This window comes from Syntrophaceae bacterium (genome assembly GCA_013177795.1).
Taxonomy (GTDB): domain Bacteria; phylum Desulfobacterota; class Syntrophia; order Syntrophales; family UBA2192; genus UBA2192.
This window is the reverse complement of record JABLXY010000002.1, coordinates 348,263-368,080: the sequence shown is the minus strand read 5'-3', so window position 1 is coordinate 368,080 and position 19,818 is coordinate 348,263. Positions and strand designations below refer to the sequence as shown.

At 65.4% G+C, this 19,818-nt stretch carries 18 protein-coding genes; 7 read left to right on the top strand and 11 right to left on the bottom strand.

All coding sequences use genetic code 11. The annotated features are described in order from the left end of the window. Positions 1-36: 36 nt before the first annotated feature. The 4 genes from HPY67_06725 to HPY67_06710 form a co-directional block, all read right to left on the bottom strand. Positions 37-501 carry a YbaK/EbsC family protein gene (locus HPY67_06725; protein NPV04407.1) on the bottom strand — a complete coding sequence of 155 codons (465 nt, stop codon included), beginning with the start codon at positions 499-501 and terminating at the stop codon, positions 37-39. A 192-nt stretch (positions 502-693) separates the two neighbouring features. Further along, positions 694-1,407 carry a type 1 glutamine amidotransferase gene (locus HPY67_06720; protein ID NPV04406.1) on the bottom strand — a complete coding sequence of 238 codons (714 nt, stop codon included), beginning with the start codon at positions 1,405-1,407 and terminating at the stop codon, positions 694-696. A gap of 135 nt (positions 1,408-1,542) precedes the next feature. Further along, on the bottom strand, positions 1,543-2,190 hold the full coding sequence (locus HPY67_06715) for a nicotinate-nucleotide adenylyltransferase (protein NPV04405.1): 648 nt from the start codon (positions 2,188-2,190) through the stop codon (positions 1,543-1,545). Between the two features lie 159 nt (positions 2,191-2,349). After that, positions 2,350-3,609 (bottom strand): glutamate-5-semialdehyde dehydrogenase, encoded by a 1,260-nt coding sequence (locus HPY67_06710; GenBank protein NPV04404.1) that lies wholly within the window; start codon positions 3,607-3,609, stop codon positions 2,350-2,352. 299 nt (positions 3,610-3,908) lie between these two features. On the opposite strand from HPY67_06710, the gene HPY67_06705 reads away from it, so the two are divergent. From HPY67_06705 to HPY67_06695, 3 genes are all read left to right on the top strand, one after another. Beyond that, a complete protein-coding gene (locus HPY67_06705) occupies positions 3,909-4,988 on the top strand; it encodes a hypothetical protein (protein NPV04403.1) in 1,080 nt (359 codons plus the stop codon). A 198-nt stretch (positions 4,989-5,186) separates the two neighbouring features. Next, complete coding sequence (locus HPY67_06700) at positions 5,187-6,122, top strand: radical SAM protein (GenBank protein ID NPV04402.1); 936 nt, start codon at positions 5,187-5,189, stop codon at positions 6,120-6,122. A gap of 83 nt (positions 6,123-6,205) precedes the next feature. Then, the gene (locus HPY67_06695) at positions 6,206-6,394 is read left to right on the top strand and encodes a hypothetical protein (protein ID NPV04401.1); all 189 of its coding nucleotides are present in this window, start codon (positions 6,206-6,208) and stop codon (positions 6,392-6,394) included. 72 nt (positions 6,395-6,466) lie between these two features. Here HPY67_06695 and HPY67_06690 read toward each other — a convergent pair whose 3' ends face one another. Then, the gene (locus HPY67_06690) at positions 6,467-6,625 is read right to left on the bottom strand and encodes a hypothetical protein (GenBank protein NPV04400.1); all 159 of its coding nucleotides are present in this window, start codon (positions 6,623-6,625) and stop codon (positions 6,467-6,469) included. A 229-nt stretch (positions 6,626-6,854) separates the two neighbouring features. Here HPY67_06690 and HPY67_06685 point away from each other — a divergent pair, with 229 nt between their 5' ends. After that, on the top strand, positions 6,855-7,079 hold the full coding sequence (locus tag HPY67_06685) for a DUF2905 domain-containing protein (GenBank protein ID NPV04399.1): 225 nt from the start codon (positions 6,855-6,857) through the stop codon (positions 7,077-7,079). A 9-nt stretch (positions 7,080-7,088) separates the two neighbouring features. Here HPY67_06685 and glgP read toward each other — a convergent pair whose 3' ends face one another. The 3 genes from glgP to HPY67_06670 all read right to left on the bottom strand — a co-directional run bounded on the left by glgP (position 7,089) and on the right by HPY67_06670 (position 13,803). Continuing rightward, the gene (glgP, locus tag HPY67_06680; GenBank protein ID NPV04398.1) at positions 7,089-11,339 is read right to left on the bottom strand and encodes an alpha-glucan family phosphorylase; all 4,251 of its coding nucleotides are present in this window, start codon (positions 11,337-11,339) and stop codon (positions 7,089-7,091) included. Further along, positions 11,336-12,472 carry a polysaccharide deacetylase family protein gene (locus tag HPY67_06675; GenBank protein ID NPV04397.1) on the bottom strand — a complete coding sequence of 379 codons (1,137 nt, stop codon included), beginning with the start codon at positions 12,470-12,472 and terminating at the stop codon, positions 11,336-11,338. Before HPY67_06675 ends, glgP begins: the two co-directional genes overlap by 4 nt. 104 nt (positions 12,473-12,576) lie before the next feature. Continuing rightward, a complete protein-coding gene (locus tag HPY67_06670) occupies positions 12,577-13,803 on the bottom strand; it encodes a glycosyltransferase family 4 protein (protein NPV04396.1) in 1,227 nt (408 codons plus the stop codon). A gap of 293 nt (positions 13,804-14,096) precedes the next feature. On the opposite strand from HPY67_06670, the gene HPY67_06665 reads away from it, so the two are divergent. The 3 genes from HPY67_06665 to HPY67_06655 are packed head-to-tail and all read left to right on the top strand — an operon-like array spanning position 14,097 to position 16,496. Further along, positions 14,097-14,432 (top strand): hypothetical protein, encoded by a 336-nt coding sequence (locus tag HPY67_06665; GenBank protein ID NPV04395.1) that lies wholly within the window; start codon positions 14,097-14,099, stop codon positions 14,430-14,432. A 43-nt stretch (positions 14,433-14,475) separates the two neighbouring features. Next, positions 14,476-15,327 (top strand): HDOD domain-containing protein, encoded by an 852-nt coding sequence (locus HPY67_06660; protein ID NPV04394.1) that lies wholly within the window; start codon positions 14,476-14,478, stop codon positions 15,325-15,327. A 17-nt stretch (positions 15,328-15,344) separates the two neighbouring features. Further along, the gene (locus tag HPY67_06655) at positions 15,345-16,496 is read left to right on the top strand and encodes an HD domain-containing protein (protein ID NPV04393.1); all 1,152 of its coding nucleotides are present in this window, start codon (positions 15,345-15,347) and stop codon (positions 16,494-16,496) included. A 117-nt stretch (positions 16,497-16,613) separates the two neighbouring features. On the opposite strand, the gene HPY67_06650 is transcribed toward HPY67_06655, so the two are convergent. The 3 genes from HPY67_06650 to pdxS all read right to left on the bottom strand — a co-directional run bounded on the left by HPY67_06650 (position 16,614) and on the right by pdxS (position 19,763). Further along, positions 16,614-17,276, bottom strand: a complete 663-nt coding sequence (locus tag HPY67_06650; GenBank protein NPV04392.1) for an outer membrane lipoprotein carrier protein LolA — start codon at positions 17,274-17,276, stop codon at positions 16,614-16,616. Between the two features lie 404 nt (positions 17,277-17,680). After that, entirely contained in the window at positions 17,681-18,754 is a 1,074-nt protein-coding gene (locus HPY67_06645; protein NPV04391.1) for a branched-chain amino acid aminotransferase, read from the bottom strand. A 124-nt stretch (positions 18,755-18,878) separates the two neighbouring features. Continuing rightward, on the bottom strand, positions 18,879-19,763 hold the full coding sequence (pdxS, locus tag HPY67_06640; GenBank protein ID NPV04390.1) for a pyridoxal 5'-phosphate synthase lyase subunit PdxS: 885 nt from the start codon (positions 19,761-19,763) through the stop codon (positions 18,879-18,881). Positions 19,764-19,818 lie beyond the last annotated feature (55 nt).

Here is a 19,818-nt window from a genome sequence, read left to right as displayed (position 1 = left end):
TCTCCTCCCCGGGCAGGCGCCCGTCCCGCCGCCGGTTCAGCGCCGGGATATCCTCGCGACCTTCGGCCTCACCAGCCTCTCGAAGTCCCGGTATTTCAGACGGATCAGCTCCGAGTGCGTGCCCGCGTTGAAGGCGATGTCCTCCGCCTCGCGGAGGGGTTCGGCGACGAAGACCTCCATGCCGAACAGGTTCCCGAAGGGCGGCATGGCGCCCACCGCGCATCCGGAAAACCGGTATTTGAATTCGTCCTCGGCGGCAAGCTGCACGGTTCCCGCCCCCGCCGCCTCCCGGAGAAGGTCGAGATCGACGCGGCAGGTCGCGGGCAGCACCGCCATGGCCATTCTGCCGTCGATCTTGACCATGACGGTTTTCGCGAGCCCCTTGCCGGGGACGTGGGCCGACTCGGCGATCTCCTGGGCCGTGAAGGCCGGCGAGTGGCTGATGACCGTGTACTTCACCCCATGGTCGTCGAGGAAATCCTTCAGACGCTGAACGGGCATCGGCGGCACCTCCTTCCGGTTTTCACAATTCGAAACGACGGTGAGTGCTCAGTAGGCAGGGAATGGGCAGAGGCCTAGTCGAAGCAGCTGAATGTTGTAAAAATGATGGCACCGGCAGGATGGATTTGCAAGGGAAAACAAAAAGCGGCAAGCGTCCGGGCACGCGACAAAGGCCGGGGGGTGAGACGTTGATCAAGTCGAAGCGAGACCGTCCAGGAAGTCCGCCATCCACGCATTGATCATCCTGAACAGATTCAAATCGGCAAGCATCTCCTCGGCGCCCTGGATGAAGGGCCCCTCGGTGAGATCCTCGCGGCAGTTCTGCACGAGCTGCTCGACGCTCTCCCGGGTGGACTCGAGGTGGAACTGCAGGGCCACGGCCCGGTCACCGAAGGCAAACGCCTGGTTCTCGCAGGCCCGGCTCCGGGCCAGGTGGACGGCACCGCGCGGGATCTCGAAGGTGTCGCCGTGCCAGTGGAACGCGGCGAACCGCTCGGGCAGGAAGCGCGCGAGCGGCAATTCGGAGGCCCGTGCCGTCTTCTCCACGGGGTGCCAGCCGATCTCGCGGCACCGGTTCGCCGTCACCCGGGCACCCAAAACACAGGCCATCAGCTGGGCCCCGAGGCAGATCCCGATGACGGTTTTCCCGCCGTGGAGCGCCTCGGCGATGCACCGCTTCTCCCGGATGAGCCAGGGGTACCGGTCGTCCTCGTAGACGTTCATGGGCCCGCCGAGGATCACAAGCCAGTCGAACTGCTCGACCGGCGGCAGGAGCTGGCCGGCAAACAAACGGGTGGACGTGAGGCTGTGGCCCCGGACCATGGCCCAGGACTCGATGGAGCCCGGCCCCTCGAAGGGGACGTGTTGGAGGTAATGAATGCGAAGGGATCGTTGCTGCGCACGCATAGCTGTTCCGCACCCGCTCCGGCGATTCTGGTTCATCGCCGGATATTGGAATGCTGGAATTCTGGAATACTGGGATCGGAAACATCCGGTTTCTCTTTTATTCCATCATTCCATCATTCCATCACTCCATCATGACTAGCATTTGTAAAGCCCGTGCCTCTCGATATACTCCCGCACCTCGTCCGGGACGAGATACCGGATGGACCGGCCCTGCCTGACACGCTCCCGGATGTCCGTCGCCTTGATGGCGAGCGCCGTGACCTCCGCAAACGCGATCAGGGTGCCCGACGGGCTGCGGTAGGCTCGCGCCCTTCGGTCATAGGCGAACCGCGCGGCATCCCCCGCGGGCAAGGCCCTGCGCAGCGCGTCCCTGCGCCAGCCGGGCCGGGACATGACGACGAAATGGCACAGGGTCAGCAGTCGCCGCCAGTCCTTCCAGCGCCGGATGTCACCGAAGGCGTCCTGGCCGAGAATGAAGAAGATCTCCAGATCCTTTCCGAAGGTCCTCTTGAAATACCCGATCGTGTCCACCGTGTAGGAGCGTCCCTCGCGCCGGTTCTCGATGTCGGAGACGGTGAAGGCGGGATTGCCCTCGATGGCGAGGCGTACCATGCGCTCGCGGTGCACGTAGGGGGTGATGCCGGGGCCGTGCTTCAGGGGAGGGGTTGCCGAGGGAATGAAGACGATCCTGTCGAGACTGCAGTTTTCCAGGATTTCCTGCGCGCATCGCAGGTGGGCTAGGTGAATCGGGTCGAAGGTGCCGCCCAGGAGTCCCCACTTCATGCCATCAGCCCTTTTGACGGTTGGGAAGCTACAGGCCAGCCAGTCGCTTCTGCGGGAGTGAAGTTAGGAAGTTGGGAAGTTGAGAAGTTAGGATAGGATGCAACAAGAACCTCTGCCTTTCCAAACTTCACATCTTCTTAACTTCCCAGCTTCTGCTGTTTACGTGGTGCGCACCTGCCCGCTGCCGTAGATGATGAACTTCTGCGTCGTGAGCTCCTCGAGCCCCATGGGCCCGAAGGCGTGCAGCTTCGTCGTGCTGATCCCGATCTCGGCGCCGAGGCCGAGCTGGAAGCCGTCGCTGAAGCGGGTCGAGGCGTTGACGAGGACCGTCGAGGAATTCACCTCCCGGAGGAACCGCTGCGCGTTGTCGTAGTCGCGGGTGACGATCGACTCCGTGTGCAGGGACCCGTAGCGCTCGATGTGGCGGATCGCCTCGTCGATCCCGTCGACGACCTTCACCGCTAGGATCAGGTCGAGGTACTCCTCGTGCCAGTCCCTCTCCGTGGCCTCCGCGATGCCCGGCAGGACGGCCCGGGTCCGCTCGCAGCCCCGGAGCACCACCCCCGCCTTCTCCAGGGCCTCCGCCGCGGCGGGCAGGAATGTGCGCGCCACGCCCTCGTGGACCAGCAGCGTCTCCATGGCATTGCAGACGCCCGGACGCTGCACCTTCGCGTTGAGGCAGATCCGGACGGCCATGTCGAGATCGGCGCTCTCGTCGACGAAGACGTGGCAGACCCCCTTGTAGTGCTTGATCACGGGGATCCGCGACTGGCTGACCACGGCCCGGATGAGATCCTCGCCCCCCCGGGGGATGATGAGATCGATATGCTCCTCGAGCTGCAGCAGCAGGTTGACGGCCTCGCGGTCCACCATGGGGACGAGCTGAATGACGTTTTCGGGAAGCCCCTTGACCCGGAGCACGCTGCGCAGGATTGCGCTCAGGGCCCGGTTGGAATGGATGGCCTCGGAGCCGCCCCGGAGGATGACCGCGTTGCCGGCCTTCAGGCACAGGGCCGCCGCATCGACCGTCACGTTGGGGCGCGACTCGTAGATGATCCCGATGACCCCCAGCGGGATCCGCATGCGGCCCACGAGCAGCCCGTTGGGCCGGCGCCACATGGACGTGACCTTCCCCACGGGATCGGGCAGGGCGGCCACTTCCTCGAGCCCCCGGGACATGGCGCGGATCGCCTTCTCGTCGAGGGTGAGCCGGTCGATCATGGCCTTCGAAAGGCCCTTTTTGCGGGCGGCCTCGACGTCCTTCTCGTTCTCCTCGATCAGATCGTCCGTGTGATGGATGAGCTGGACGGCCATTTCGGCCAGCGCCTCATCCTTCTCCGCGCTCGATAGGTTGGCTGCGGCCGACGCGGCCTGCCTGGCGTTCTCCGCGATCCGCAAGACCTGATCCTTGATGTCCATGGGGCACCTGCACCGGCATCAGGCATCAGGCGTTAGGCGTCAGGCAATAGGAACAAAAAAAGAAATCCCGACACTTACCGCCGTAGGCCAATGCCAGCATGGGTTTGGGATTGATGATACGCCTGTCCGGTCAGAGGAAACACTGGAGAGCCTTCCTCTCCTGCGACCCTGTCGCCTAATGCCTTATACCTGACGCCTGTTTTTATTACAAGAGGTTGACGCGGCGCGGCGGGCGTTGAATTTCAGGGACAAGTGGATTATGATGGCGCACTTTTCAGCCATCGGGGTGTCGGACGGCAATGGGGAGGCTCTGCATCCGCGCGGGGCGGAGGGCCCTGGAGATCATACGGGACGGGGGGTTTCGCCTCGACCGGGTCGCGGCATACGTGGGTCCCGGCGTAGGGCCCCGCTGGATCGCGGCGAGCGGCTTCGACCTGACCCTCCTGCGCAGCGGTGCCCTGGGATCGAAGTCCCGCCCCGTGCTGCTTGCGGGCTCGTCCGCGGGGGCGTGGCGCTTTGCCGCCTGGCTGCAGCCCGAACCCGAGAAGAGCTACCGCAGGCTCCTGGATGCCTACATCGGCATCCCCTGCAACCGCCGGAGCACCCCCGCAAGCCTCAAGGCCGCCCTTCAGGACGTCATCAACGCCTACCTGGAGGATGATGCCATCCCCTTCGCGCTGGCGCATGACCATTACCGGCTGGCCGTGACGACGGCGCGGGCGAAACACCTCGCGGCCTCCGAGACCCCCTGGGTCCAGAAGGCCGGGCTCGCGTTGTGCTACGTCCTCAACCGCCTCGACCGCCGCCACCTCTTCCGGTTCTTCGAGCGGGTGGTCTTCTACAGCGGCCCCCTTCCGCCCCCGTTCTGCCTCAGGCCCGGGTTTCAGGGGAGGGCCGTGGCGCTCAACCCCGTCAACTTCAAGCACGCCGTCCTGGCCTCGGGCGCCATCCCGCTCGTCATCGAGGGGGTGACGGACATCTACGGGGCGCCCCGCGGCGTGTACCGGGACGGGGGCGTCATCGACTACCACCTCGATCACGACTACACCGTGAGGCCGGACGACGTGACCCTGCTGTTCCATCACGGGGACCGGGTCATCCCGGGATGGCTCGACAAGACGATCCGGGGGCGCAGGCCCCGGGCCGAGGCCCTCGAGCCTCTCCTGATCGTCTACCCGTCACCCGAGTTCGTGCAGACCTTCCCCGGCGGGAAAGTCCCCGACCGGGACGACGTTGTGACCTTCATCGACGACCCCGCAGGCCGCATCCTGAACTGGCGAAAGGTCGCCGGCCTGTGCGCATCCCTCGGCGAGGAGTTCGTCGAGCTTGTGCAAAGCGGGAAGATACGCCAGGCGGCCGAGCCGCTGTGTCGTGACTAGACGGTTTGTTGATAGGGAGCGCATCCTCTAAATGCGGAAGCTGAGAAGTTGGGACGTTCTGAAGCTTGGAGCGGCCGAAAGACGATTGCTCGCCCTCCGATTCTCCGAGCTTCTTAACTTCCTGGCTTCCTAACTTCCGTCTTCTCAGGGCGCTTGCATCCGCGAATATTTGAACAAGTGACCAACGCGAGACCCAAGATGGAAACCCTGAAGGCACGCCTCCCCGGCCTGCGGGAGCGGCTGCGCAGCTGCACCCTGTGCCCCCGGGAGTGCCGCGTTGACCGCCTCGGGGGGGAGTCGGGGTTCTGCGGTCTCGGCGCCGGGGCCGTCCTCGCAAGGGCCCTGCCCCACTTCGGCGAGGAGCCGCCCATAACCGGGACGGCGGGCGCGGGGACCCTCTTTTTCACCTCCTGCAACCTCCGGTGCCCCTTCTGCCAGAACTACCAGATCAGCCGCGAGCGGATGGGGGAGCCGATCGACCGGGAGGCGCTGGCGGGTCGCATGCTGGAGCTGGCGCTGAAGGGCTGTCACAACATCGAGCTGGTGACGCCCACGCCGCAGCTGCCCGCAATCCTTGAGGCCCTCCTGGCGGCCTGCGAGTGGGGGCTGCACCTCCCGGTCGTGTACAACTGCGGCGGCTACGAGAAGGCGGACGTCATCGCCCTTCTCGACGGCATCGTCGATGTCTGGCTGCCGGACTTCAAATACGGCAGCGAGCAGGACGCCCTGGCCTGCTCGGCGCCGGGCGACTATGCCGAGCGTGCCCTGGAGGCAATCGAGGAAATGATCCGGCAGGCCGGGGAGAGACTGCAGACGGCGGGCGGGATTGCCCGGCGGGGCGTGATCATCCGGCACCTCGTCCTGCCCGGTCGGGTCGAGAACAGCCTGGAAGCCGTCCGACTCATCGCCGGGAACCTCTCCAGGAAGGTCCCGCTGAGCCTCATGGCCCAGTACACGCCGATCCCGGCCGTGGCGGACGACCCGCTGATGGGACGCCGCGTGACGCGCGAGGAATACGAGACGGTGGTGGATCGCGCCCTCGACCTGGGATTCGAGAATCTCTTCATTCAGGACGTGGACGAGCAGAACCTCGTGCCGGACTTCGAGAGGGCGGAGCCCTTCACGTGGGAGTAAAGTCCCCTGTCATCCCCCTTTGCAAAAAAGGGGGGGAGGGGGATTCGGGCGGAAGAGACGGACGAGAAGAAAGGATGGCGCTCATGCCCTTCTACATCTGTGAGCACTGCGCCTTCGAGACGCAGGACCCCCGGAAAACGGTCTGCGACTACTGCAAATCCGAACTGCTGCTGAAGTGCCAGTACTGCGGCAAGACGCTGGAGAAGGAGAAAACGATCTACTGCGGCCACTGCGGGGAGAAGCTCAAGATCTCCATCGTCCCCATCCAGTGACAAAATGCAGGAGCCCCCGTTCTGCCCACGGGGGCTCCTGCCCTTCCCCGGTCCCTGCCGTGTTGCCCCGTCTCAGGCCTTGGGGCAGGCCCAGAACCCGGCGCTGGTCCAGACCACCTTCATGGAGGGATCGATCTCGCGCGCGGCTTCCCGGATGTTGTCCAGGGTGCCGCAGACGATCTCTTTCTTTTCCGTCTTCCTGGTCTTGCCCTTGACGCTCTTTGCCTTCATGTCTATCTCCTTTCCGAAGACAGACCCCCTTGACCGTCCTTTGCATAGCACAGGACGGGGCCCGGGGCTGTAGGACCACCCCTGTTTTTTTCATCAGACGGCGTCCTATGAACCTTCCCCTTCACCCCCTCCCGCCGAGGGCGGGGACGGGAGAGGGCGGCCTGCGGAAGCACCCTTGACTCCGCGATGATCCCGTACTACATTTCCGGCGGGTGCAGGGGGTGCTTCCATGGGCGGCTTCTTCGATTTCGGCAAGACCCTGATCATCATCGGCCTCGTCATCGCGATCGTCGGCGTCCTGATCGTCATGGGCGGGAAAATCCCCTGGATCGGGCGCCTGCCCGGCGACATCACGATCAAGGGGGAGAAGTTCACCTTCTATTTCCCCCTGGCCACGAGCATCCTCATCAGCGTCGTCCTCACGCTCATCTTCTGGTTCATCGGGAGAAAATAGCAATCCCCCTCATCCCCACAGCACCAGCCCCGTATCCTGCTTTCCGGCCAGGTTGCGGTTCCAGGGAAGCACGCGCACGCCGTAGAGGTGGGGGCCGTTTTCCTTCACGATGTAGACGCCCGTGAAGGTGAGGATCCCCGAGGCGTCCTTGCCCATCAGCGTCAGCGGCACGCAGTCGGGCTCGCCGATGAACTCCTGGCCGTCGCGCCTCCCGATGACCAGCTCGGCAAGAACCTCCTCGGGCTCCAGCTTCCCCGGGTCCACCCGGACACTCACGACGAAGGGGTTGCCCACGAAGACGCAGTCGCCCGTGATCCCCTCGACGCTCACCTCGAGCAGGCGCGTGGAGGAGAACCGCATGGGGACCTTGCGCTTCCAGTCGGCCACGTCCTTCGCGAGGCGGAACCCGTCCTTCACGAGATCCATCTCCCGCTCGGCCGCGGGGATGTACATCTTGGCGTAGTACTCCAGGAGCATCCGCTCCGTGTTGAACTGGGGCACGAGCGTCTCCATGGACCGTTTGGCCATGTGGATCCACTTCTGGGGGATCCCCGACGGGTCCCGGTCGTAGAAGAGCGGCACCGTCGATTCCTCCAGCAGGGCGAACAGCGCGGCGGCGTCGGCCTCGTCGGAGACGGGGACCTCCTCCGTCAGGTCCCGCACGACGGGCCCGATCACCCAGCCGTTGGTACCGTCGTAGCCCTCGGCCCACCATCCGTCGCAGACGCTGAGGTTGATCGCCCCGTTGATGGCCACCTTCATGCCGCTCGTGCCGCTCGCCTCCAGGGGGCGGCGGGGGGTGTTGAGCCACACGTCGACGCCCTGGACGAGGTAGCGCGCCGACTCGATGCCGTAGTCCTCGATGAAGAAGATCTTGCCCCGGAACCGCTCGTCGCGCGTCATCTCGATGACCTTGCGGACCAGGTCCTTCCCCATCTGGTCGTTGGGGTGGGCCTTGCCGGCGTAGACGACGTGGACGGGCCGCGTCTCGCTGGAGAGGATCCGCTCGAGGCGCTCGAGGTCCGAGAGCAGCAGGTCGGCCCTCTTGTAGGGCGCAAACCGCCGCGCGAAGCCGATCCACAGGGCCGCCGGGTTCATCCGCCCCAGCACCTCCTCGCGCCAGGTCTTCGAGTACCCGTAGGCCACCCAGTGGCGCGAGATGTGCTCACGCAGGTAGTTGACCAGGTTCTGCTTGAGCTCGTAGCGCACGCGCCAGAAGACGGAATCGGGGATGTTGTGGACCCGCTTCCAGCGCTTGGGGTCGCCGATGCTGCGGTCCCAGTCGAGGCCCAGGTAGGTGTCCAGGACCTCCTTCATCCGCGGCGCCACCCAGGACAGCATGTGGACGCCGTTGGTGACGTACTGGATGGGGATGTCGGAGTCGTGGAAGCCCTTCCAGACGTCGCGCCACATGCGCCGCGCCACCGCCCCGTGGAGACGGCTGACGGCATTGCTGCGGTGGGAGAGCTTCAGCGCCAGGTTCGTCATGAAGAAGGGCCTGTCCTCGCCGATCTCCTTGCGCCCGAGGTTCGAGAACTGCGACCAGGTGATCCCCGCGCGCTTGACGAACCCCGAGAAGTAGTACTCCATGAGGTCCTTGCTGAAGCGCTCGTTGCCCGCCTCGACGGGGGTGTGGGTCGTGAAGACGGTGCTGCCGCGGACGACCTCCTCGGCCTCGTCGAAGGAGAGGCCCTCCTCGGTCATGAGCTTGCTGATCCGCTCCAGGAGCATGAAGGCCGAGTGCCCCTCGTTGATGTGCCAGACCCGGGGCCGGATGCCGAGTTTCTCGAGCAGCCGCACGCCCCCCATGCCGAGCAGGATCTCCTGCTCGATGCGGGTGCGCTGGTCGGCCGTGTAGAGCCGGTCGGTGATCTTGCGGTCCTGGGCGGTGTTGCGGGTCACGTCGGTGTCGAGCAGGTAGAGCGAGATCCGCCCCACCTTCACCTCCCAGATGCAGGCGTACAGCGTGCGCCCGGGCAGTTCGACCGCGATCTGCACCTCGTTGCCGCGGTCGTCCTGGACGATCTGGACGGGCATGTTGGAGAAGTCGCTCTCCACGTACTCGGCCTGCTGGATGCCGTCCTTGTCGATGGACTGCTTGAAGTAGCCGCACTTGTAGAGAAGCCCCACGCCCACCATGGGGATGTTGAGGTCGCTCGCCGTCTTGAGCGTGTCGCCGGAGAGCACGCCGAGCCCGCCGGAGTAGATGGGCAGGCTCTCGTGGATGCCGTACTCCGTGGAAAAGTAGGCCACCGGCGCCGACCACTTGATGTTGTTGAGGCCCGCCGCGGCCTTGGTCAGCCCCCGCTCACCCATGTAGTCGTCGAAGCGCTGCAGGATGCGGGCGTAGAGGTTCGTATAGCTCTCGTTGTCGGCCGCCTCGGAGAGACGCTCGGGGCTCACCGTCTCGAGCATGCGCACGGGGTTGTTGCCCATCTGCTCCCAGAGCTTGGGGTCGAGAAGCGAGAAGAGATCCAGGGCCTCGGGGTTCCAGGACCACCAGAGGTTGTAGGCCAGCTCCCGGAGGCGCACGATCTTCGGGGGCAGGTTGACGACGGCCGTGAAGGTGCGGAAATGCGGCTGGCTCGAGCCCGAACTGGAAAAGACGTGGCGCATCTCCCCGCGCGTCTCGCCGATCCGCGCGGCGCGCGCCTGGGCACCGGCCAGCGCCCTCTCGAAGGCCCGCAGGTACTCGGGGAAGAAGGTCTCCCAGCCGGCCCTGAGGGCGATCCGGCGGGCCTCGCGCCGCTGCTGCAGGAGTTCTTCGTCGGTGAGGCCGACGAATTCGTTGAGGATGCCGTAGAGGCCTTCGACGATGGACGCCGTGTCGAGGCCCCGCCGCCTGAGAACCCGGACGCCCCGGCTCTCGCCCGCCGTGGCGAGCACCCAGGGGCCGAAGCCCCCCTGGTCCACGGTGACGGCGGGAACGGCGTGGGCGGCGCACTCGTGGGGCGAGTAGCCCCAGGGCTCGTAGTAGGCCGGGAACACCCCCAGGTCGCAGCCCGAGAGGAGGTCGGAGTAGGTCATGTCGAACAGGCCGTCGTGGCCGTCCAGGTAGGCGGGGTTGAAGATGACGCTGACCCGGTTCTGGGGGCCGTTCTTCAGGCCCAGGCGGCTGCAGGTCTCGAGGATCGGGTCCGAGGCCTCGTAGCTGAGGCGGTGCGTCGCGATCGGGACGGGCCCGCCGTCGGGCTTGGCGGCACCCGCCTGGAGGGACGGCACGAGGTCCATGTGGCCCCCCACGAGGCACAACAGCGCAAGGACGCTGCGGTTTCCGGCCATCTCCCGGTCCAGCCGCCCCAGCGCCTGCAGGAAGACGTCCACACCCTTGTTGTGGAACTCGTAGCGCCCGGAGGTCATCAGGATCTTCGTGTCGGCGGGCAGCGGCCTTCGCAGGAACCTCGCGGCGGCGGCGAGGATGCGTTCGCGGGCCCTGAGCGCCGCACCGCGCGACTCGGCCAGGTCGGGGATGCTCGCCGCATCGATGCCGTTGGGTGTCACCACGTCGGGGGAGCGGCCCAGGAAGTTCTTCGCCTCGAGCCCCGTGATGTCGCTCACCGCCGTGAGGCAGTCGGCCTCGCGGGCGCAGGCGGCCTCCAGGGAGTATTGGGCGGCACAGTTGTGGGCGGCGGCCTCGCGCTGGGGCGAGATGTGCTCCATCTCGGCGTAGATGTCCATGCCCGAGGCGGCCAGCGTCCGCCCCAGGACGGTGGAGTGCAGCGTGAGCACCGTCCCGGCCTCGGGGACCTTTTTCTTCACGGCCAGCAGGCCCGCCCCGCACACCCAGTCGTGGAACAGGGCGACGGTCCGCAGCCCCTTCGGCTTCACCTTGAGGTTGTGGAGCGTCTCGACGACCTCCCCGCAGGCATAGCCGAACATGACCCGCTCGACGTAGTCCCAGCCGCCGGAGATGGAGTCGACGCCGTAATCCTCCCAGAGCTGGAAGAGCAGCTGGTCCTTGTTGTACTTCTTCGTGAAGTTCACCAGGATGACCCGCGGCTCGCCCGGCACCTTCCAGCGGCCGAAGCGGCAGGGGATGTCCTTGATGGCCGTGTTCTCCCGGATGGAGAGCCAGTAGTCCTCCTCGGTCTCCTCGAACTCCGGGTTGTTCTTCAGGTCAGGCCCCAGCAGGACGTAACGGTCCCCGAAGGCGCCCACCGTTGCGGGGATCTTGCTTCGCACGGCGGCATAGACCTCCCCCACCTGGTTGCAGACCTCCCAGCTCACCTCGAACAGGCAGTCTTTTCTCTCGGTACTCATGGACGAACCCCCGACCTTCCCTCGACCCTGCCGGAGAGGTCTTTCAGGATATTCATGGTATGGATATAGGTGTCGTACGGGGATGCGAAGTCGGCGCCGTTGCCGCCCGGGACCCCTTCCGACAGACCTTTGGTGGACATGCGGTCCAGGTAGTCCGACGCCTGGAGCCTGCGCCAGGTGTTCAGAAGCCTTCGGCTGCCTGACCGGCGGACCCGCCCCTCCATCGCGAAGAGCGTATCCGCGGCGTCACGCTGCAGGTGGTTCGCGAGGCAGGCCTCTCGCCCCGTCCCCGGCGGGAACGGCCGGACCGCCGGGGCCTGCGCCCAGAGCGCCGCCGCCTCGGAGGGCGTGCAAAAATGCCAGTTGCGCCGCCTCAGCAGCAGGCCGGGGACAGTCTCGAGAAAGCGAATCAGCGCCGGGCCGCCCGGGTCGGCTTCCCCGAAGCGCCCGCAGTCCGTCACGAGGCTGATGACCTCGTCCCCGCCAAAGCCCTCGGCCAGCTGCACGGCAAACGCTCCGGGTTCCTGCCGCACCATGTCGTCGGAGAGCCGGCCGTGCCGGGGCAGCACCGTCAGCGTCCCGTACCGCCAGGGCGTGCACGGCTCGCCGGTGTCCCGGTCGCGCGCCCCCCCGGCCAGGATCACCCGGAAGCCCATCGAGCGGGCGATGCGCGCAACGGCGTCGTCGAAGATGCCGTCGGTGTTGCGAAAGACCTTCGGGGCCTGGCCGAACCGGGACCGGATCATCCGGCGGTGCAGGGCGATCTGACGGCGGAATTCCGCCTCCGAGAAGAGCGACGCAAGCGAGTGGTGGGAGGTCCCGCACACGAACTCCGCGAAGCCCGTGTCCGTCAGCCTCCGGAAGCTTTCCAGGAGCGGCTTTTGCCCCTTCTCCAATTGTTCAAGAAGCATGCCAGAGACCGAGAGGGAAACCCGGAACCGTCCCCGGTGCCGCCGGACGAGCCGCAGCATCAGCGCCGTGGCCGGCAGGGCGAACCCCTCGGCGAACCGCACGAGGGCCGCGCGGCTCTCTTCCCCGTCAAAATAGTCCCGCCCCTGCCCGATGTCGAAGAAGCCGAACTTCCTCAACCGCAGCGGGAGGTGGAAATCAAGATGGAGCACGACAGTCGGCATTCTGCACCGTCTCGCCGGACATCGCTGATCTTCTTTGCCGGCAACCGATCACGCAGGGTATCCGGCGGCAGGTGACAGGAAAAGACGAAGGCAGGGAAGGCCTCTCACCGGTTCCCTGTCACCTCCCGGTAGACGTCCTCGATCTGCCGGGCGGCACGGTCCCAGGTGATCCCGGCGAGTTCCTCGCGGCTGCGCTCGACCATCTCGCGGGCCAGGGCCTCGTAGGTCAGGACCGCGCAGATCTTGCCCGCGAGTTCGTCCACGTCCCAGAAGTCGACCTGCAGGGCATGGTGGAGGACCTCGGCGACACCGGACTGCCTCGAGATAATCACCGGCACATCGGAACGCATCGCCTCGAGCGGGGCGATCCCGAAGGGCTCGGAGACGCTGGGCATGACGTAGAGGTCGCTTGCGGCATACATGCGCTCCACCTCCTCGCCGCGCAGGAACCCCGTGAAGAGGAACCGGCCCCCCAGGCCGAGCTCGGCCACGCGCTCGATCATCTGCGGCATCAGATCGCCGCTTCCCGCCATCACGAACGTGACATCGGGCAGGGCGCGGAGGACCTTCGCGGCCGCCTCGACGAACACCGCGGGGCCCTTCTGGTGCGTGATCCGCCCCAGGAACAGGACGATCTTCCCGCCGAACGGTTTCGGGCCGCCCGCCGCCGCCTCGCTTCGCGAAACGGCGTTGTGGACGACGCGGATCTTCCCCGGGTCGATCCCGTATCGCTCCACGATCATGCGCTTCGTGTAACGGCTCACGGCGATGACGAGGTCCGCCTCCTGCAGGCCCTGCCGCTCGATGGCGACGATGCGGGCGTCGGCGGACCCGCCGCTGCGGTCGGACTCCAGGGCGTGGACGTGCAGGACGACGGGGCGGCCGCTGACGCGCCGTGCGCGGAGGGCCGCCGGCACCGTGAGCCACTCGTGGGCGTGGATGACGTCGAACGCGACCCGGCGGGCGATGAGACCCGCGGCTTGCGCGTAGCGCTCGGCCTCCGAGAACAGATCGGGGCCGTAAGGCCCCGGGCTCGCCAGGAGGCTCTCCCTGAGACGCCCATACTCCGGCGGCGCTATGTAGGGCCTCAGGGGCGACTCGACGGGCCGCACGGCGACCCCCGCAGGGGCCCGGCCCCCGGCCGCATCGGCGAACGCGGAGGCCGCGATGAGCGTCACGTGCGACGGGCGGCCCGGCTCCGGAAGGACGGGAATCACGAAGATGATCCGGTGGCCTCTCTGCGCCAGGGCCTTCGTCATGCCGAAGCACGCCGTCCCGAGCCCCCCGCTGATCGCCGGGGGAAACTCCCACCCGAACATCAGGATCCGCATGGCCTGCGCCCCATCATCCCTTTGCCATCCCTCCGTTATCCCTATCGGAAAAACCCCGTTGCGTCAACGCCCCGATGAAGGGAGCACGGCCCAGGCAACAGGCCCCGACCGATAGTGCGGGAGAAGAGTCCCTCACCCGATGGGTCTTGCGGCTCGAACCCGCCGCGTGCTGCTTCCCGGCCTGCCCGAGGCCCGATATTTGCATAATGACAGGACGGTCACTTGCGCCCGCAGACCGGGGCCGGCGGGAACCCGGGAGGAAGGGCAAGAAACATACAAGGAAGACACCGGCGATGGGCATTCTGAACATCAACGACCTCAAGGAAGGCATGACGCTCGCGGCCGACGTGAAGAACAAGCACGGCAACATCATGATCAAGCAGGGCATGACCCTCACCGAGAAGCACATCATGCTCCTGAAGGCCTGGGGCATCACGGATGCCGACGTGGAGGGCGCGGACAGGGAGCAGCTGCACCGGGAGGAGATGAAGACCGTCGCGCCCGAGGTGATCGAGGCCATCGAAAAGGAGCTCAACGAGATCTTCCCGCCCCTCGAGGGCAACGAGCTGATGTCGGAGATCTACCGCATCGCCAAGAAGATGAAGATCCGCCAGGCGCAGGAGTCCTAGAGACGCCGGCCCGCGGAAACCGGAATCGGAGAGAACCGAGACCATGAACGCCAAGGACATCGAACGGATCGTCAGTTCCCTCGACAGGATCCCCACGCTGCCGGTCATCTACTCCAAGCTGGGCAAGCTGCTGCAATCCCCCGATGCGACGATCGCGGCCGTCAGCAACATCATCTCCGAGGACCAGGTCATCGCCGCCAAGGTCCTGAAGTTCGTCAACTCGGCCTTCTACGGCTTCCCCCAGCGGGTGGGCAGCCTCCAGCGGGCCATCGTCATCCTCGGGTTCAACACGATCAAGAACCTCGTCTTCGCCACCTCCGTCTTCGACATGTTCCGGGGCATGGACACGGGAGGGGCCTTCGACAAGAAGAATTTCTGGAAACACTGCATCGGATGCGCCGTGGCGGCGCGGGTGCTGGCCGAGGCGGCGGATCTGCGCAACCCCGACGAGGTGTTCACGGGGGGGCTGCTGCACGACATCGGCAAGCTCGTCACCGCCGTCCACTACCCGGAGCGGTACAGCACCGTCGTCAGGGACGTCCAGGCCACGGGGTCCCCGATGGTCGAGGCCGAGCGGAAGGTCTTCGGCTACGACCACTGCCAGGTGGGCAGCGCCCTCGCGGTCCACTGGCGCTTCCCCCCGGAGACGGCCCAGATGATCGGCGCCCATCACCTGGCCGACGGGGCCGTCCCGGCCCGCAAGGACATCGCCGCCGTGCACATCGGCAACATCCTCTGCATGGCGCTCGGGCTCGGCTCGGGAGGCGAGAGGAGGCTTGCGACGGTGAACCCCAGGGCATGGGAGCTGCTGGGGCTGAGCCTCAGCAGCCTCGAGCTCGTCATGGACAAGATCGTGAAGCTCTACCGGGAAAACACGGAAATCCTGGACATGTAACGGTTCGCGGGCAGATCATGCAGGAACTCAGCGAGATGGCCGTCAACAGCGGCGACCCCCGGGCGATGCAGAAGAGGATCCAGTACCTCGACGAGCAGAACCGCGCCCTCGTGGCGATCCAGGACAAGCTCGAGCGCCTCTCCGACTTCCGCTCGGACATGATCCTGTCGCACGACATCCCGGAAATCCTCCAGTCGGGAATCGGCAAGTTCCAGGAACTCGTCAAGACGGAGGCCTGCTCCGTCTTCCTCGTGGACGAGAACGGCTTCGAGTTCCGCCACGAGATCTCCATCCCGGACCGCGTCGCCGCGCTCATGGAGAAGGAGATCGACGCCCAGATCATGTCGGGCACCTTCGGCTGGATCATCAGCAGCGGGACGCCGGCCTGCGTCCCCGCGGAGGTCTTCGGAAAGTCCGACGGCCGGAAGCTCAGCGTCATGATCGCGCCGCTGTCGAACAAGGAGCGCACGCTGGGGGCGGCCACCATCGTCTTCGAGCAGGACGAGGACTTCATCCGGCAGCAGACGCTCAAGCTCCTCTACATCCTGTCGGGCTTCTTCTCGCTGTCCCTCGAAAACGCCTACCTCTTCGCGGACCTCAAGAAGAGCTACTTCGACACGATCCGCGCCGTGGCCAACTCCGTCGAGGCGCGCGATGCCTACACCCGGGGCCATTCCAACCGCGTGGCCGCCGTCGCCAAGATCATCGCCGCGGAGATGGGCTGGGGCCGCCGGGATCTCGAAATGATCGACTGGGGCGGCGTGCTGCACGACCTCGGCAAGGTGGGCATCACCGACACTATCCTGAACAAGCCCGGAAGGCTCACCGACGAGGAGTTTGCGATCATGAAGACCCACCCGACGATCGGCGCGCAGATCATCGGCGGCATCGCCTTCCTCGAGCCTCTGCTTCCCTACATCGCCCAGCACCACGAGCGCTACGACGGCCGGGGCTACCCCGCAGGGCTCAAGGGCGAGGAGATCGCCATCCAGGGGAGGCTGCTGGCCATCGCCGACACCTACGACGCCATGACATCGGACCGCCCCTACCGAAAGGGGCTCGACGCCCGGATCGCCTATGACGAGATCCTGAAGTGCTCCGGCAGCCAGTTCGACCCCGTGCTGGTCCGGGCCTTCGAGAAGGCCTTCAAGGCGGGGAAGATTGTTTGAAAATAGGCATCAGGCATTAGACATCAGGCATCAGGAGTGGAAAAAAGAGGATCGGCTGGAGTCCGGATCCTCTTTTTTTCTTGTCGCTCCTCGTGCCTGACGCCTGTTGCCCGATGCCTATCGTTTGATCACATCCACCCCGGCGGGGGGCTTGAAGGTGAAGAGGCTGTCGGGAAGGTCGCGGTTGAGCTCGATGGCCGAGAAGGTGAGCGTCGTCACGTTGCCGAAGGGGTCGAAGAGGACGACCTTCTCGATCTGGAAGGTCTCGCGGTTGACGGCGACCTGGAGCTTCTTGACCCCCTCCTCGGGTTTCACGGGCTCGAGATCGAGCAGGTAGTTCCCCGATTTGCCCGCCTCCTTCTCCGGGGCGAAGGAAATCCTGAAATCGTCCTTGAGCTTGCCGATCCCGGCGAGGAACCGTACGCTCACGGTGGACTTGAAGATGGCATCGGCGTCCTGCACGTAGACCATCCTGTCGGCAGGGACGTAAAGCCAGGCCTTCTCCGGGTTGATCACGAGCTCCTTTGCCGCAGGCTTGGTGTAGACCCATCGCATGCGCTTGGGCTTCTTGAAGTAGAAGACGCCCTCCTCCCGCTCCGTCTTCTTCATGGCCTTGAGGGTCACCGTCTGGGTGAACCGGGCCTTCACCTGGCCGGTCTGCTCGTAGGTGTCCTGGATCTTCCTGACCACGTCGTCGAGGCCGGGCGCTTCAGCCCCCCACGCGGGGGCCGAAAAAAAAATGAGCAGCAAAAAAACAAGGGGTAAAAAGGGGTTTTTCATGGTCGGCTCCGTTTGGCCCGCGGAGGGTGATTTCGCGACGGGGAAAGTGGCATGGTTTTTCAATGTGAACAAGTCCGCAGGGAAAGGGCCGCCAAGGGCCGGAAATGACGGAAAAACATGTAACACATTGAATTAATTGATGTATTCATTTGCCCAGTCCTTGGGCAATTCGGTAAAAAACGCTGTCATTCTTGAAGTTAAATCCTCCGTCAACAGCCTTGTCCACATATCTGTCCACACCGTTGTGGATGTTCGGGTCATGCCCTCGCGCCGTCCCCGGTATACCGGTCTTTCATGGCGGAGATGCCCCGGGATCTGCTGAGGGAATGGCTTTTGCCCGACCCATCGCGGGAAAGCCGCAAGGGAGGGGCCCGGTGGAATTCCCCCTCCCTGCCGGCCTCTGTTTACGCGATTTTCAGCCTCCACCCGAAGGGATCCTCGGCCAGGCCGTACTGGATCTCGAGGATCTGGTTGTAGAGCTTCTCGGTGACGGGCCCCGTCTTTCCGCCGTTGATCAGCAGCTCCTTTCCTCGGCAGAAGATCTGTCCTACGGGGGACACGATGGCCGCCGTTCCGGACGCAAAGCACTCCTTGAGGGTTCCCGCGGCCCCGGCCTCCACGACCTCGTCGATCGAAAGCAGCCGTTCGGACACCTTCATGCCGTTTCGCCTCGCCATCTGGATGACGGAGTCGCGTGTCACGCCGGGCAGGATGCTGCCCGTGAGCGGCGGGGTGATCAATTCATCCCCGATGAGGAAGAAGATATTGCTCGTCCCCACTTCCTCGACGTACTTGCGCTCGACGGCGTCGAGCCAGAGCACCTGGGTATATCCCCTGGCGCCTGCCTTCTGGCTGGCCATGAGGCTCGCGGCATAGTTGGCCGCGGCCTTGCAGTAGCCGATGCCGCCCCGCACGGCGCGGACGTACTCCTCCTCGACCCAGATCTTCGTGGGGCTGAACCCCTGCGGGTAGTAGGCGCCCACGGGCCCCACGATGACGAAGTAGAGATATTCGTTCGACGGGCGCACGCCGAGGGCCGGCTCCGTGGCGGCCATGGTCGGCCGGATGTACATGGAGGTCCCCAGTCCCTTGGGGATCCAGTCCTTTTCCAGGACGACGAGCTGTTTGAGGGCCTCCAGCGCGAACGCCTCGTCGAGCGTGGGCATGCAGAGCCTCGCGGCGGAGGCGTTGAGCCGCTTGATGTTCTCCCAGGGACGGAACAGGTAGACGGACCCGTCGGCACCGCGGTACGCCTTGAGGCCCTCGAAGATCAGCTGGCCGTAATGCAGGCTCATGGCGGCCGGGTCCAGCTGGAGGGGTCCGTAGGGCTCGATCCGGGGGTCGAACCAGCCCTGACCCGCCTTGTACTTCATGGTGAAGAAATGATCGCTGAAGATCTGGCCGAAACCCAGCTTCGACTCGTCCGTCGGCTTGGGCTTCATCCTGTCCGCGGGCACCCTGTTGACCTTGATTTCCATGGCTCTCGCAGCTCCCTCCTTTGCTCTAGGACGTTTCTCCCCTCTTGATTGCAGCATGGCCACCGACACGATGCTTCCTGCAATACACCTTTTGCGCCCCTTCCGTCAAGGCACGGGAGGGCGCCTAATTCCCGCGGTACTGCAACAGGTTGTCCTTGCCGATCTTCGAGATCTCGAGTCCCTTCATGGGCTCCCCCAGCGACTTGGACACCTCGGCCAGGATCTCGGGGTTCTTGTAGTGCGTGACGGCCTTGACGATCGCGGCGGCGCGCCTGGCCGGGTCCTTCGACTTGAAGATCCCGGAGCCCACGAAGACCCCGTCGGCGCCGAGCTGCATCATCATGGCCGCATCGGCCGGGGTGGCGATCCCGCCCGCCGAGAAGTTCACCACGGGCAGCCTGCGGTCCCGGGCCACGGCGCGGACCAGCTCGTAGGGCGCCCCGAGGTTCTTGGCCTCCGTCATGAGCTCCTCCTCGGGGAGCACGGAGAGCCTCGCGATCTCGTCGTTGATCGTCCGCATGTGACGCACGGCCTCGATCACGTTGCCCGTGCCGGCCTCGCCCTTCGTGCGGATCATGGCGGCCCCCTCGCCAATGCGCCGGAGGGCCTCGCCCAGGTTCGTGGCGCCGCAGACGAAGGGCACTTTGAAGTTCCACTTGTTGATGTGGTACTTCTCGTCGGCGGGCGTGAGCACCTCGCTCTCGTCGATGTAGTCGATGCCGAGGGCCTCGAGGATCTGGGCCTCCACGAAGTGCCCGATCCGGCACTTGGCCATCACGGGGATCGTGACGGCCTTCATGATGGCCTCGATGACGGCGGGGTCGGTCATGCGGGCCACCCCGCCCTCGGCCCGGATGTCGGCGGGCACCCGCTCGAGGGCCATGACGGACACGGCACCGGCGTCCTCGGCGATCTTCGCCTGGTCCGGGGTCGTCACGTCCATGATGACGCCGCCCTTGAGCATCTCGGCCAGGCCGGCCTTCACGGTCAGGGTTCCAAACTTTTCCATTTATTCTCCAAGCCTCCTTGTCACTTTATAAACCCGGCATGACTGGAATAATGGA